The sequence below is a fragment of the Clostridium nigeriense genome (genome assembly GCF_050585245.1).
GTDB lineage: Bacteria > Bacillota > Clostridia > Clostridiales > Clostridiaceae > Clostridium > Clostridium nigeriense_A.
In genome coordinates this window covers 189,186-205,091 of the sequence record NZ_JBNOOF010000002.1, presented here as the reverse complement: position 1 = coordinate 205,091, position 15,906 = coordinate 189,186, and the positions used below count along the sequence as shown (strand labels likewise).

The window sequence follows — 15,906 nt, the reverse complement described above, 5'->3', positions numbered from 1 at the left end:
TCCCATAAAGCAAATATTATTTATCTAACTATTGGAAACAACATCTTTTGATTCTCCTCAGAATACATGTTTCTACTATTTATTAATGTTGATGTGATATTAATTTTACTATCATTTTTTTTATTTTCTAATTTATTGATAGCAGTTTTTACACTTAAATATCCAACATTAAATTCATTTTGTATAGCTATAGCATTTATCATTTTTTCTTCAATTAAAGAAATTATAGTACTAGTTCTTCCAGTACCATATACCTCAATATTTGATGGTACATTCAAGTTATTTATTACATACTTCTTTGCCTTTCCTATAGCTTCTAAAGTATTAGCTTCAAAGGCTACTATTACATCTACCTTATTATCTTCCATTAAACCTCTAATGTTATTATATAAATTTGATTCATCAATAGGAAATTCAACTGTTTCATAAGTGTTTTTACTTTTACTTATTTCATCTATAAATCCTGCATATCTTTCTTTTACACTACTATAAGTTAAGTCGCTTTCTACTATAACAATATTGTTTCTTGTATTACCATTTTGAGCTACTTCTTCTGCTAATTGTTGCCCTAACTTATAATTATCACAAGAAATATATGATATATCTTGTTTAGTATCTATATTGGATTCAAATAATACTATTGGTGTCTTTTTATTAATATTTTCTATAAGCTTCGACATTTCTTTATAGTCTGCTGGTGAAATTAATATAGCATCAGTCCCAGAGCTCACTTCTCTTTCTAGAATTTCTATCTGTTCTTCAACACTATTTTCTTCAAGTAATGTAATAAATCTAAGATTTACATTCATTTCAGATGAAGCTTGCTCCATTCCAGCTTTCATTATGCTCCATTCTTCACTATTTTTCCCTCTTATTATTACAGCTACGTCATATATAGTTACCTTTTTCTTACTCCCATCTTTTATTAATAATAAGGAGGATGCTAAAACCATAATAAATAAAATTAAAAATATATATTTTTTTCTTATCTTCATTATTTCTCCTCCTTAATACTATTAAACTCTATACATGGCATATGAATTCTAATAGTTGTTCCTTCATCAGGCTCACTATAAATTTCTAATCCATATTTTTCACCAAAATATAACTTAATTCTTTCATGCACATTCCTTAAACCTATACCTGATCCCTTTCTATTTTGATTAGTTATTTTTGATGTTAAAAGCTTATCTAAAACTTCTTCTGGCATACCTAAACCGTTATCAATTATATCTATATATAAATCTCCTTCATTTCTATAGGCTTTTACTAATATATCTCCATCCCCACTCATGTATTCCATCCCATGATAGATAGCATTTTCTATAAGAGGTTGAATAATTAATTTTATACTAGTTAAACTTAATGTGTCTTCTTCTGCCTCTATATTATAAGTGAACTTATTCTTATACCTTATATTTTGTATAGTTAAGTAATTCCTAGCATGTTCTAATTCATCTCTTACAGTAATAACATTTTTACCTTTGCTTAAACTAATTCTAAAAAATCTTGCTAGCGATGTTACCATTATAATAGCTCCATCATAATTTTCATTTTCTATCATCCATATTATAGAGTCTAATGTGTTATATAAGAAATGGGGATTAATTTGAGCTTGAAGTGCATTTAATTCACTTTTTCTCTTTGCCTCCTGCTCCCTCATAACATTTTCCATAAGTAAATTCATCTGATTTACCATAGATTTAATGGCCTTTGCTAAATGCTGTACTTCATAAGAACCATTTTCAGGTATATTTAAATTAACTACACCATCTTCAAAATCATTAACTGCATTTTCTAAAGCCTTTATTGGATTTGCAATTTTTGATGAAACAAACATATTAATTGATATTAAAACAAATATTGCAAAGAACATAATAAATATTGCAAAAACCCTAAACTCATAATAATCATCAGTAATATCAGACATTGGAGATATAGCTACTAACTTCCAACCTGTATATCCTACAGTTTTTACTGTAACTAATCTTTTGTTACCCTGAAAATTTTCCATGTGATTTCCATCTTCATATTTGGCTGCTTCATAATTATTTTCTTTAATTAAATTAGAGTAAATAAGTTGTTGTCTTGGATGATATATTATTTCCCCATCTCTATCTATAAGATAAACATATCCATTTTTACTCATCTCAACATTTTTACATATTTGCTCTACACCGCTAAAATTCATATCTACTAATAGTACTCCACTACTCATCTTTCCATTTTTATTTATTTCTACAGCTCTACTAAGTGATACTACCCAAGTGTATCTATAATTTGGATCATAAAATAAGTTTTGTACATGAGGTGTAGAAAAATGTAAGTTTTCTTTTCTATTTTTTGCATTTTGGAACCATTCATTTTCTCTTGGATCTATATTACTCTTTAATTGTTCTAATGGATATGAAGCTATTATTTCTCCATATTCCGAAAATAAAGTAATACTTATTAAATTATCTTTATTTGCTTCATAGATTAAATCCATTTCCATATCAATATTTTCAATAGCCATATCTGCTTTCTTAATAGCCCTATAATAAATAGTATCTGAAATTTTCATCATATTTCTTAAATAGCTATCTAAATTTATATTAACTTGTTCAATTATAGTTTCATTATTTTTAGAAACCATTTCCTCCGTTGAATTAAAAAATCTTAGGTAAAGCGCTCCTCCAACAACTATCATTCCAACAACTGCTACTATAGTAAAAGAAATTGATATTATATATTGAATACTAGCCTTCTTATAATAGTTTGTTATTTTATTTTTAATAAAATTTAGCATACTATTTCTCTCAATTCTTTCTATATCTAGATGGTGATATTCCAAACTTTTTTTTAAATACATAACTAAAATAATTAGCTTCTTGGTATCCCACTTTAGTTGCTATAATATATGTCTTGTCATCGGTAGTATTTAATAACTTTAAAGCTTCTTCTAACCTTACATTAGTCAAATAATTTACAAAACTCATATCTGTTTCTTTTTTAAATATAGTTGAAAAATAAGTTGGGCTAACATGCAGATTGGAACATAGCTTTTCAACTGATATTTCAAAATCTTTATAATTATTCTTAATATACTCCTTAGCTTTTTCTACTAATATCTTAGATGAATTTACTCTTTCCTTCTTAATAATTTCATTTAAGAATAAAGATTTCTCTATAAACCAGTCTTTAATTTCTCCTATTGAGTTAAATTGTTCTAAGTAAGTAAAGAAGTTGAAGTTTTCTCCAAATATACTTCTTATCTCTATATTGTGACTTTGCGTTAGCTTAAGCATAGCTGTTAGTACTTCCATTAAATAAATTCTATATTTTTCTAATGCCACAAGAGAATCTTCAATTTTTATAAATATATCTTCTACTGCTTCCTTTATATCTTCTTCAGTAAAAAGCTTAATAGAATTTAAAAATTTAATTTCATCCAGCTCATCAAATTGAAGTTGAATAGAATTATCTGGCTCTACATCATCTATATATAGAGTTTTTCCATTTCCTAAAATAGGCCTATAACTTAAAGCACTTTGTGCTGTATTATAAGATAACCTTATAGCAGAAATATCATTAGAAATTCTTCCAAGACCTATAGAAATTGTACTTCCAAAAACACATTCAAAAACTTTACATATTTCATCTAATCCCTTTATAACTTTAATAATGTTATCCTTTTCATCAAAGGATAAAAGTACTACGATTTTATCTATATACGGAAAGCTTATAAAATCACAATAGTTTCCCATAGTTTCATCAACCATATTTTTAATAGAGATTGAAACTAAGCCACTATCTTGCTCTATTGAAAGTCCATCAATATTTATAACAGCTACGCATATGTAATTACTGATAAAATCTAAGCCCAACCTTCTCTCATCCTCTTCCCATTGCTCCTTAGTTATTCTTCCTTCTAATGCTCCTATTAAAAACTGCTCTCGTATTACTGGTATACTTTCTAAAAAGTGCTTTTGGAGTATTTCCATGTTTCTCTTATCATCATACTCCTTGTCCAATTTTTCTCTAAGTCTTTTTAACACCTCTACAAGTTCAATAGAGTTAATTGGTTTTAGTACATACTCAATAACATTTATTTTAATAGCCTGATGTGCATACTCTAAATCATCTGAACCTGAAAAAATAATAATTTTAGTTGATGGCATTAAATCAACAATTTTTTTTCCAAGTTCCAATCCATCCATAAAAGGCATTTTAATATCAGTCATTATAACATCTGGATGAATCTTTTCTGCCATTTCTAAAGCTTCTTGTCCATTTTCAGCATCCCCAACTACTACAAAACCATGCTCTTCCCAATTTATTTTCTTAATTACTCCAAGCCTTATTTCCTCTTCATCATCTACAATCATTATTTTATATAACCCCATAATAACCTCCTATGGATAATTTCCTCGTATAATAAAATCTATAAATATTCTCATTCAAAATTTTCTAAATCTTCAAAATTAATTATATCATACTTTTTTATACATTTTTACAAATTTTTAAATACAACAGAAATAAGGTGGGATCCAATTAACCCCACCCTATTATATTAGTAAAATATTTCTTTTATACTAATATTCCTATTATTAATGATAAAGATAGTAGAATAAATAATACTATTAATACTCTATCCATTGTTTTTACTGATACATTTAAGTTTCCATAAAGTGTATCTCTCATAGATTTCTTTGGAACTTCTTCTACTTTTTCTTTAATAGTTTCATTTTCCATTCTCATCATTTCCTTTATTATTTTTTGGCTATATATTTTCTTACGTCTAATGAAACTGCAACTATAATAATTAAACCTCTAATTATATATTGCCAATATGCATTTACTCCTATAAAGTTTAAACCATAGTTTATAACTTGAAGTAATACTGTACCAATTAATACTCCAGGAATTGTTCCAATTCCACCTGTAAATGATACCCCACCAACTACGCATGCAGAGATTGCATCTAGTTCATAGTTAAATCCAGTACTAGTTGTAGTTGATCCTGCTCTTGCAGCTTCTAAGAAACCTGCAAGTCCATAAAGCACACCTGAAATTATAAATATAAACATTATGTTCTTTACTAAGTTAACACCTGAAACTGCAGCTGCTTCTGGGTTACCACCAATAGCAAACATATTTTTACCAAGCTTTGTTTTATTCCATACAAACCACATTATTGCTGCAACAATAGCAAGATAAAATACTAAGTAAGGTATTTCTACACTACCTAATTTTAAATAACCATTAACAAAAGAAGTATATCTTTCATCTAAGTTAGCAACTGGTTGAGCTCCTAGTGGTGGTCTATCAATATATAAACAAGAAGCACCATAGGCTATAAGTTGCGTACCAAGGGTAATAATAAATGCATGCACTTTTAATTTTGCAACTCCAAATCCATTAATAGCTCCAAATATTCCCCCTATTACTATAGCAATAAACATTGGTAATATTAATGGTAGTGCTGGTAAATCAGGGTACATTCTAGCAGCATATGTTGTTGATTGTAATAATGATGCTGATACTATAGCAGTAAATCCTAATATACGTCCAGCAGAAAGGTCAGTACCTTGAAGTACTATTAATCCTGCAACTCCAAGTGCAAGGATACCACGTGTTGATGCTTGACTCAAAATATTAGTAAAATTCTTTAAAGAAAGGAATCCTGGCTCCTTTACTACAAAGAACGCTATCATTATGAATAGAACTATATATAGTGCATAATTAAGTAAGAAATTTTGTAAAGACTCTTTATTAAATTTAACTTTATTCATAGGTTCCACCTCTACTCTAAATATATTTAGCAGCCATAGTCATAATATGTTCTTGTGATAACTTATCTGCATCACCTATTCCAGCCACTTTTCCGTTTGACATTACAAGTATTCTGTCGCAAATTCCTAATAATTCTGGCATTTCTGAGGATACAACTATAACCCCTTTGCCCTTATTTGCTAAATCTATAATAAGTTGATAAATTTCATATTTAGCTCCAACATCTATACCTCTTGTTGGTTCATCTAATAACAGTATTTCAGGATTAGTTAAAAGCCATCTACCTATAATTACTTTTTGTTGATTTCCTCCTGATAAACTTCTAATTAATGTCTTTTGACTTGGAGTCTTAACTTTCATACTATCTATTGTCCATTTAGTATCTTCAGTCATTTTCTTATTGTCTAATATTCCATATTTACTATATCCATCTATATTAGCAATCATAGTATTAAACTTAATGTCAAGTTGTCCAAATATCCCATTAGCTCTACGTTCTTCTGTTAATAAAGCAAATCCATTTTTTATAGCTTTACGAGAATCAGTATTATCTACTTTTTTACCATGAAGTAGTATTTCTCCATCACTATGTTTTGCTATTCCGAATATTGTTTCTAATAATTCAGTTCTTTTAGAACCAACTAAGCCAGCAATCCCAAGTATTTCTCCTTTTTTAAGTTCAAAAGATACTTCTCTAATTGAAGGCTGATAAGTACCAGTTAAATTTTTAACTTCTAAAATAACATCTTCTGGTTTATTTGTCTTTGGCGGGAATCTGTTAGTTAAATCACGTCCAACCATTAATTTTATTATCTTTTCTGTTGTAAGATCTTTAGCTGGAATAGTATCTATCCACTTTCCATCACGCATTATTGTTACATCATCAGAAATTCGAAGAATTTCTTCCATTTTATGAGAAATATATATAATACCACAGCCCTTATCTCTTAATTTATTTATAATTCTAAATAAATGATTAACTTCCTCATTTGTTAAAGATGATGTAGGCTCATCTAAAACTAATATTTTTGCATTATATGAAACGGCCTTTGCAATTTCAATCATTTGTCTTTGTGAAACAGATAGCTTGTCCATTTTCACTTTAGGATCTACTTCTATTTCTAATTCATCCAATATTCTCTTAGTTTCTTCATACATAATTTTTTCATTAACTACTCCGACATTACCTGGATATCTTCCAAGCCAAATATTATCCATAACATTTCTTTGTAGAACTTGGTTTAATTCTTGATGAACCATAGCAACTCCATTATCCATAGCTTGCTTTGGATTTGAAAATTTACTTTTTAATCCATCTATAAAAATTTCTCCACTATCTTCAATATAAACACCAAATAAGCATTTCATTAAAGTAGATTTTCCTGCTCCATTTTCCCCCATCAAAGCATGTACAGTTCCTGGCCTTACTTTTAATTGAACCTTATCTAATGCTTTAACCCCTGGAAATTCTTTGCAAATATCTATCATTTCGAGAATATATTTTGTATCTGCCATAACTCATCCACCACTTTTCTATTATTTATTAAACTGCATAGTGGATGTTCACTATGCAGTTTGTAGGACTATTATTTTATTTCTTATTTAGTGTATTCTTGATATGGAATACGTACTGCAACTCCAGTATCATCAAATTTATATGAAGTTCCATCTATAGCACCCTTACCAGCTGCTAAATTCATTCCAGTTTCATATAAAGCCTTAGCCATTCCTTCAGCATCTTGAAGAACTGATCCTAACATAAATCCCTTACCAATTAAGTCTTGAGCTGCTGCTGTAGCATCAACACCAACTACAGGAATAGTCTTTGAAGCATCACCATTGTTATATCCTTGAGCTTGTAATGCAGCTATAGCACCTTGAGCCATACCATCATTATTAGCTATAACAGCTTCTATTTCATCACCGAATCTTGATAACCATGCCTCTGTAGCATTTTGAGCTAGATCATTTTGCCAGTTACAAACTTGAAGTGCTAATTCTTCAGTTTTAATTCCATTATCATTTAAAGTTGAAACTGAATACTCAGTTCTTGCAACTGCTTCTGGATTATCAGGCTCACCCTTTAACATAACATATTGTAAAATCCCATCTCCATTTTTATCTACAGCTTTTGAATCCTTGTTCCAGAAATCTGTAAGAATCTTACCTTGCATAACTCCAGCTTCCTTAGCATTAGTTCCAACAAATATTGCTTTATCATATGCTTTTATTGAGTCTGTTTTTGGCTCTCTATTAAATAAAACTACTGGTTTATCAGCTGCTTTAATCTTATCTATTACAGTTGGTGCAGCTCCTGTATCAACTAAGTTTACTAATAATAAATCTACATCCTTTTGTATTAATGTATCTATACTATCGTTTTGTGTAGCTTGGTCACCTTTTCCATCATAAAAAGTAAACTCAACTTTATCTGGATTTTCACTTTGAATCTTTTCTAAGCTTTGACGAACTGTTGAAATATAAGTATCATCAAATTTGTATAAACATACTCCAACCTTTATCTTATCTCCTGTTGAAGCATTCCCACTACCTCCATCTGTAGCTTTTGAGCCACATCCAACTAATGAAGCTGTTACCATAATAGTAGCCATTGCCATTGTAAGTAATTTTTTAATTTTTTTCATATTAACCCTCCATCTACCATAAATCATTATTATTAACATTGTTTTCGTTTACATTTATTATTATAAAGATGTTTCTTATTAACTTCCATATAAAAAACTTCACAAATATATCAAAATTCTTAACTATTATTAAAGTTTAATAACATAATATAATTCTACATATAATAATATATAATGAAAGGAGTGTATTTTTTATGAAAAATGGTGTGAAAGTATTAATAGGTGTGATTATAGTAATTGCTATAATAGCATTTCCTATAATATCTGGCTATAACAATTTAGTGAACTTAGAGCAACAAGTTAATAAGTCAGCTTCTGATATAGATACCCAACTTCAAAGAAGGTCTGATTTAATACCTAATTTAGTAAATACAGTTAAAGGGTATGCTACTCAAGAGAAAGATATTTTTACTGAAATAGCTGATGCAAGAAGTAAATTATCTGGTGCTACTAATATAACTGATCAAGCTAATGCAGATAATGAACTATCAAGTGCATTATCTAGATTATTAGTTATAGTAGAAAGATATCCTGATTTAAAATCTAATGAAAATTTTAAAGATTTAAGTGTTCAATTAGAAGGAACTGAAAATAGAATAGCTGTTGCAAGACAAGATTATAATACTGCTACAACTAATTACAATACTAAAAGGAGAAGATTCCCTACAAACATTATTGCTTCAATTTTTGGATTCGAAGAAAAGCCACTTTATAAAGCAACTGATAATGCTAGTGAAGTGCCTTCAGTGGATTTTACTAGGTAATTATGCAAATATTATCTAGAATAAAATTTATTTTATTATCTTCTCTTTTATTTTTATTAAGTTCTTCAATAATAGCTTCAGCTGATGTAAACTATCCTTCTCCAACAAATTATAAATATATAAATGATTATGTAGATATATTAAGTGAAGATGAAAAGGAAAAAATAATTTCAATTGGAAAAGAGCTTGAAGATAAAACAACTGCTCAATCTATAGTGGTTATAATTGATAGCACAGACAATATAGAAATTGCAGACTATGCCTTAAATCTTTTTCGTACTTGGGGAATTGGGCAAAAAAATAAAGATAATGGATTATTAATTTTAATTGCAATAGAAGATAGAACTTGGCGAGTTGAAGTTGGGCGTGGCTTAGAAGGTGCTATTCCTGATGTTTTAAGCAATAGAGTAATGGACACATTAGCAAAAAATAATTTTAAAAATGGAGATTATGGACTAGGCATAGTAAATAGTTATAGTGCCTTTAGTGACTTAATTGCAGAAGAATATGGAGTTACATTAGATAAATCATTAAATATAACTGTTCCAACTAAAGATAATAATTCAAAAGATATATCTACATTAAGCATAATTGGAATAATTGGGTTATTATTTCTACTTGATTTATTTTTTAATGGCGGAAGTATAACGCTTTTATTATTTAAAATACTATTCTTTACTGGTGGAAGAAGAGGAGGCAGAAATGGTCCAGGTGGTTTCGGTGGATTTGGAGGCGGTTCTTCTGGTGGTGGAGGCTTCGGCGGTTTTGGTGGAGGTTCCTCCTCTGGTGGTGGATCTTCTGGTAGATGGTAACAAATATTAAGGATATGTATTACTAAAAAAATCTATTAATATAATACATATCCTACTTTTATTAATTTTTTTACCAATATACCTTTATATATTTAAAATATAATTTTTTCCATCTAGGAAGTCTGTCATAAACAAAAATACATGACTTTTCATAAGCCATTAGTACTTCTTTTGTTTTTTCTAAGGATACATGCCTATTTCCAAATGCCTCCTGATAAGTATACTTCATAATATGCTCAGCATCCTCAAATTTAATATTAGGAACTGTTTTTGTAATTATATGAGCAAATTCTTGCTCATTACCTGTATAATCTTCTATATATCCACCAAACTTAAGAACTTCTACCATGTTTGAAACTAATTTATCTGCATGATATATCTTATATTTATTTAATATTTTCTTTCTTCTTAATAGGATAGCATAACAAATACTTCCTATAATTATCATAACTATACTGCTTATTTCTATTGTCTTTACAAATTTATAATAATTTTTATTTTCCTTTTTTAAATATTCTTCTTCATCCATATTTATTTGATTAGTTATGTTTTCTTGATTTTCTTCGTTAACACTTTCAGATAAAACATTTTCTTCTTCTGTACTAGTACTTTCTTCTTCCTCTCCTTCTTGGTATCCTTCATTATTATTAATTTGATTTATGGAAGGTGTTACTTCTACCTTCTGCCATCCCAAACCTTCTAAATAAATTTCTACCCATGCATGTGCCTGACGATCTGTAAGAACTGCCTTATAAGTTCCACTATCTTGTTCTTTAAATTGAGACGGCTTTGCTATATATCCTGTAACATATCTTGCTGGTATTCCATACATCCTATACATTAAAGTTGCAGTAGTTGCGAAGTGAATACAATAACCTTTTCCACTTTCAAATAAAAAGTATTCAGGTATTTCCTGATCCAATGGTATTACTCCAGGAGTTAAGGTATAAGATGCCATTGACCACATAGTATTTTTTATAAATTCTGTAACATCACTTGGATTATATAATGGATTTTCATTGCAAAGTTCTGCAAGACGTGGAAATCTTTCTTTTGATACATTTAAATATCGTCTTCTAGCATAGCTCTCATAGTTTTCCTCCATATTTTTATAATCTAAAACAGCATCACTTTCTTTTTTTTGTAGCACCTCTAAAAAATCCTGCTGACTATAAATTGAGAATAGATATTCATCACCTTGCCTACGCTTATATTCTGAAATATATGGAATATAATATTCTTCACTGTCCGAAGTAAGATTTTTCACTATTAACCATTGATCCAAATTCAAATTCTTTCCTTGATTATCATTTAGGTTTGAATTTTCTACTATACTCTCTGATAAATAGATATTATTAACTAAATCGAATTGTCTATCTTCATAATATTGAATACTATTTTTGTCATCTGATACTATAGTATATATACTTCCAACTCCTGAATAATCTGATTCATCAGCTTCTTCCCATTGATTTTCCATATAATCACTACCTATAAAATTTTTAAGATAAATTACTTCACTAGGTTTTTCTGAAACAGTTACTTCTAATTTATCACTTCCTACAGCATAATTATTTCCTCTACTTACTTTACCCTGATTTCTAATGTTAAATTTCCATGATGCTGTAATTTTACTAACTTCACTTTCTAATCTAACTGGTATAGAGAAAAGCTGTGCCATATGATTATCTATTATTCTATAAACAAATATTAAAGAAATGCTAAAAAATACTACAACTAAAAGTATACCTATCCCCGCAGTATTCATCTGAATAGGCATCATTTTTCTTTTCTTTCTCTTGCCAGATATCAGATTTCCCGTAACAGAAATTCCTATATGGAAAAATACAAATAAACAGACTTGAATAATATTCGGTGGATTTCCTATGATTGGCCCAATTAATATAACTGCAATTGAAACTGGATACAGAAGCCACCCTTTTCCTTTTATAAAAGTAAGCCAATATATAATAAAAGATACTATTATAAAAAATATTAATACTGTCTCAGTAATATCAAAACTCGAAAGTATATTTATGTTATATAACACCACTTCTAATATACTTATCCACTGGCTCACTAAAAGATTGCCATTAAACAAAACTACTAATATAAGAATTATTCCTACAATAAATATTTTTTTGCTCCCATATAAAAGCCAAATAATAAGACATGTAACTAGTGTTAGAAGGTATACTTCTGTCTTTTTGAAAGTCAAGTATGGACTAAAAGATATAGTATACAATATCCCCATAACTCCACAAAGATAACTTAAAAACAATACTATACATGATAGTATATTTTTATTATTTTTCTGTATCTTAAAAACACTTGTTTTTAATTCTATTCCCACATTTTCTATTGTTTTCTTTTTTCTTCTAAACTTAAACAGTAAGACATCTCCTTTCTATCTCTTTTACATAATTTTCTTCTGAAAACTGCATAAGCTCTTGCCTATTTAAGAATACTTTTAATTCTAAATTCAAATAAATAATAGTTTCAAAATTATTATCATATAAATAATTATTTTTTAAATATTCTTCATCAGACAAATTTTCATCAATTACTTCTTCTTTTAACATTAACTCTTCCATCATATTTATATAGTCTTCTTCTGTTCTTACTATTCTATCTACAATATTTAATTTATCTGTATCATACCATCTTACACAGTGTGCTATTTTATTTTCTATAAATCCAAGAGAGATTGCTGAACATAATTCGTAAAAAGCATCCTTTCGTCCTATATCTACTTTTCTTTCATTTCTCATATCTATAAAAAATGAAATTCTATTTTCTATATCTGATGAATACTTTTTAATTAATATATTGTCATTTCTAGCGCTTAATTTCCAATGTATATCACGCATAGAATCCCCTGGCTTATAGGTATTAATCCATGCTATCTCTGGTGGCTGACTAATTAATTCTTCTGAAGTCATTGCTACATCAGGTTGATAGTATATATAATCCCCCTTTTCCAATTCTGTTCTAATTTTACGTCCTGAAGGCAATACTAAAACCTCTAAGTCCCCTTTTCCTTTTACATTTTTTCTTCTATTGAACAATGATAAATAGTCATATACCTTTATTTCTTTTATTCTCAAATGTAAAATACCACAATATTTAGATTTCATCCTAAATTCCATTTCAACCTTACTTTTTGCAGGTACATATCCTTTTATCTTTTTAATTCCAGGCTTAGATACTTTAATATTAAAGTATTCTATTTTTATACAAAATCGTGTAATTGGGAGCCAAGTCTCATTTGTTACTATTACTCTTCCTCTTATTATATTTTCTTTATTTACTTCTACACTATTCACTTGTATCTGTGCATCTATTTTCTTTACAAAATACTTAGTAATAATAAATAAACTTATAAATAATAAAATCTCTGATAATACTAATAGATTTAATACTTCTACTCTATACATTCCTGCTAAATAAAAAGTTAGAATAAGGAATAATAAATAACATATTTTCCGCATTGTATCACTTCCTCTTAAATGATGGCATCTCTGTATTTCTTAAAATTCCCTCTAAAATTTCCTCTTTATCTATTCCATCTATTCTTGCCTTAGCACTAATCTGAACTCTATGTCTTGCAATTGCAGTAAATTGATTATACACATCTGAAGGAGATACAAAGTCATTTCCATTTAACCAAGCAGTAGCTCTTGAAATTTTTACAAGTGCAATAGTTCCCCTTGGGCTTACCCCTACATTAAAATACTCACACTCTCTAGTTGCAGTAATTAATCTTACAATATAATCATATATAGAATCATGTACATAAACTTTTTCTACTTCCTTTTGCATTTTTAATAATAATTCTGCATTAGCAATTGGTGCTAATTTTTCTGTTCTTTTTCCTGCATCTAATTCTTTTGCCATTATAACCTCACTTTTAAAATCAGGATATCCCATTGTTATACAAACTAAAAATCTATCCATTTGTGCTGACGGCAAAGGCTGTGTTCCAGAAGTTCCTAATGGATTCTGAGTTGCAATAACTAAAAAAGGTGAAGGTACCTCTCTAGTATTCCCATCAACTGTAACCTGCATTTCTTCCATAACCTCCAAAAGGGCAGATTGTGTCTTTGGTGAAGTTCTGTTGATTTCATCAGCTAAAAGAAGGTTACAAAATACAGCTCCAGGCTGATATACAAATTTCTCCGTTTCTCTCCTATATATAGAAAATCCAGTTAAATCTGATGGAAGAACATCTGGAGTAAACTGAACTCTATTCCATTTAAGCCCCATAAGTTTTGAAACTGATAATGCTAGTGTTGTTTTACCAACACCAGGTATATCCTCCAACAAAATATGTCCATTAGCTAATACAGCAGATACAACTTCAAATATAAATGATTCCTTTCCTAAAATAACTTGATTCAATTCTCTTAACATTTTTTCTGCAATTTCTCTATAAATACTCATCGCCTCCTATTTTTATTAACCTATTATAATATTAGTTATAATATCTATTACTAATATTATTAATCTAATATTTATTTCTTAATCTTATAATATCCTATTGAGTTAACTTAATGTCAATATTTTACTGTTAAATTTTATTATTTTTACCAAAAAGTAATATTTTCTTAATAGAATTGTGGTTCTAAATAAAAAACTACTTCTATATAATTTGCTAAAGAGTAAAAAAATCCCCCATATAATAATTTTCCATTATTATATGGGGGATTTAAATTAATCTAAATTTTTATTTATTAAATATAATCTTTTGTATCTGTTTTTAGTCCCTTTTTTCTTAATCTTCCTTCTATAAATTCTTTAACTATAGAATAGAAAATTGCAAATAACGGAACACCTATAATCATTCCGACTAATCCTAATACTTTACCAGCTACTAATATAGAGAATAATATCCAAAATGCTGAAATTCCAATAGAATCTCCTAATATCTTAGGCCCAATTACATTTCCATCTAATTGTTGTATAACTAAAATTATTAATAAAAACCATAATGATTGCACTGGTGAAACAAATAAAATTATAATAAAAGAAGGTATTGCACCTATAAACGGTCCAAAGAATGGAATAATATTTGTTATACCAACTATTACAGATACTAATACTGTATATGGCATTTTAAATATTGTTAATATAATAAATGTCAATACTCCTATAATTAATGAATCAATTATTTTGCCAATTAAAAATCTACCAAAAGTATGGTTACTTTTATGAAATAATCTAATTAAGCCCTTTGCATATTCTTCTGTTAAAAGTCCATATGTTACCTTCTTACTTAAAGCACATAATTTTTCTTTATCTATTAATAAATATACTGATACTATTATTCCTAATATCACATTCCATATACTTGATGCAATTTTAGCTACTAAGCTACCTATTGCTGGAATTAAATTAGTTACAAATCTAATAATATAGTTAACTAAATTATTAAAGTTATCTATTAAAGTTTTAGAATATTGATCTTCAATATTTAAATCCTTTATTGCTTTATTTACAAATTCTGTAGTGCTATTTATATATGTAGGTATATCATTTACTAATCCAACTATACTATCTATAACTTGAGGTAATAAAAATTTAACTACCATGCCAATTATAAAAAATGCTGTAATATATGAAAGAACTATTCCCAACCCTCTCTTAGACTTTAACTTTAATTTTTTTATATATTTTGTTTCAAAAACTTTATTTTCATAAAATACTAATAGGAAGTTAATAATATATGCTATTGAAAATCCTATTATAAATGGTTGAAATATTACAATTATAGAATCTAATTTATCTGTAAATATAGATACCTGTGATATTGCCAAATAAAATAAGATAACTGAAACTGCAACTAAAAAAGAATATATAGCTATAGTTGTATATTTATTATTCCAATTAATTTTCATTATAAACCTCTCT

General features: G+C 28.2%; 13 protein-coding genes. 2 read left to right on the top strand and 11 right to left on the bottom strand.

The window, feature by feature from the left end:
• Positions 1-20 precede the first annotated feature (20 nt).
• The 7 genes from ACQPUY_RS04350 to ACQPUY_RS04320 all read right to left on the bottom strand — a co-directional run bounded on the left by ACQPUY_RS04350 (position 21) and on the right by ACQPUY_RS04320 (position 8,420).
• Positions 21-995 (bottom strand): geranylgeranylglyceryl/heptaprenylglyceryl phosphate synthase, encoded by a 975-nt coding sequence (locus ACQPUY_RS04350; protein ID WP_430839703.1) that lies wholly within the window; start codon positions 993-995, stop codon positions 21-23.
• Positions 995-2,788 (bottom strand): sensor histidine kinase, encoded by a 1,794-nt coding sequence (locus ACQPUY_RS04345; RefSeq protein ID WP_430840251.1) that lies wholly within the window; start codon positions 2,786-2,788, stop codon positions 995-997. Before ACQPUY_RS04345 ends, ACQPUY_RS04350 begins: the two co-directional genes overlap by 1 nt.
• 10 nt (positions 2,789-2,798) lie before the next feature.
• Positions 2,799-4,385, bottom strand: a complete 1,587-nt coding sequence (locus tag ACQPUY_RS04340; protein ID WP_430839702.1) for a response regulator — start codon at positions 4,383-4,385, stop codon at positions 2,799-2,801.
• Positions 4,386-4,569: 184 nt separating this feature from the next.
• Positions 4,570-4,734: a hypothetical protein gene (locus ACQPUY_RS04335; RefSeq protein WP_430839701.1), complete on the bottom strand. Its 165-nt coding sequence runs from the start codon at positions 4,732-4,734 to the stop codon at positions 4,570-4,572.
• A 17-nt stretch (positions 4,735-4,751) separates the two neighbouring features.
• Positions 4,752-5,774, bottom strand: coding sequence for a galactose/methyl galactoside ABC transporter permease MglC (gene mglC / locus ACQPUY_RS04330; protein ID WP_430839700.1), 1,023 nt, complete (start codon positions 5,772-5,774; stop codon positions 4,752-4,754).
• A 16-nt stretch (positions 5,775-5,790) separates the two neighbouring features.
• Complete coding sequence (gene mglA / locus ACQPUY_RS04325) at positions 5,791-7,290, bottom strand: galactose/methyl galactoside ABC transporter ATP-binding protein MglA (RefSeq protein WP_430839699.1); 1,500 nt, start codon at positions 7,288-7,290, stop codon at positions 5,791-5,793.
• An 83-nt stretch (positions 7,291-7,373) separates the two neighbouring features.
• Positions 7,374-8,420: a substrate-binding domain-containing protein gene (locus tag ACQPUY_RS04320; protein ID WP_430839698.1), complete on the bottom strand. Its 1,047-nt coding sequence runs from the start codon at positions 8,418-8,420 to the stop codon at positions 7,374-7,376.
• Positions 8,421-8,614: 194 nt separating this feature from the next.
• Between ACQPUY_RS04320 and ACQPUY_RS04315 the strand changes: the two genes are divergently transcribed.
• Positions 8,615-9,184, top strand: coding sequence for a LemA family protein (locus ACQPUY_RS04315; protein WP_430839697.1), 570 nt, complete (start codon positions 8,615-8,617; stop codon positions 9,182-9,184).
• 2 nt (positions 9,185-9,186) lie between these two features.
• Positions 9,187-9,996: a TPM domain-containing protein gene (locus ACQPUY_RS04310; protein ID WP_430839696.1), complete on the top strand. Its 810-nt coding sequence runs from the start codon at positions 9,187-9,189 to the stop codon at positions 9,994-9,996.
• 70 nt (positions 9,997-10,066) lie between these two features.
• Here the strand turns inward: ACQPUY_RS04310 and ACQPUY_RS04305 are convergent, their stop codons facing one another.
• The 4 genes from ACQPUY_RS04305 to ACQPUY_RS04290 form a co-directional block, all read right to left on the bottom strand.
• Positions 10,067-12,349, bottom strand: coding sequence for a transglutaminase-like domain-containing protein (locus ACQPUY_RS04305; protein ID WP_430839695.1), 2,283 nt, complete (start codon positions 12,347-12,349; stop codon positions 10,067-10,069).
• A gap of 31 nt (positions 12,350-12,380) precedes the next feature.
• On the bottom strand, positions 12,381-13,487 hold the full coding sequence (locus tag ACQPUY_RS04300; RefSeq protein WP_430839694.1) for a DUF58 domain-containing protein: 1,107 nt from the start codon (positions 13,485-13,487) through the stop codon (positions 12,381-12,383).
• Between the two features lie 4 nt (positions 13,488-13,491).
• Positions 13,492-14,439 (bottom strand): AAA family ATPase, encoded by a 948-nt coding sequence (locus ACQPUY_RS04295; RefSeq protein ID WP_430839693.1) that lies wholly within the window; start codon positions 14,437-14,439, stop codon positions 13,492-13,494.
• Between the two features lie 290 nt (positions 14,440-14,729).
• Complete coding sequence (locus ACQPUY_RS04290; protein ID WP_430839692.1) at positions 14,730-15,893, bottom strand: AI-2E family transporter; 1,164 nt, start codon at positions 15,891-15,893, stop codon at positions 14,730-14,732.
• Positions 15,894-15,906 lie beyond the last annotated feature (13 nt).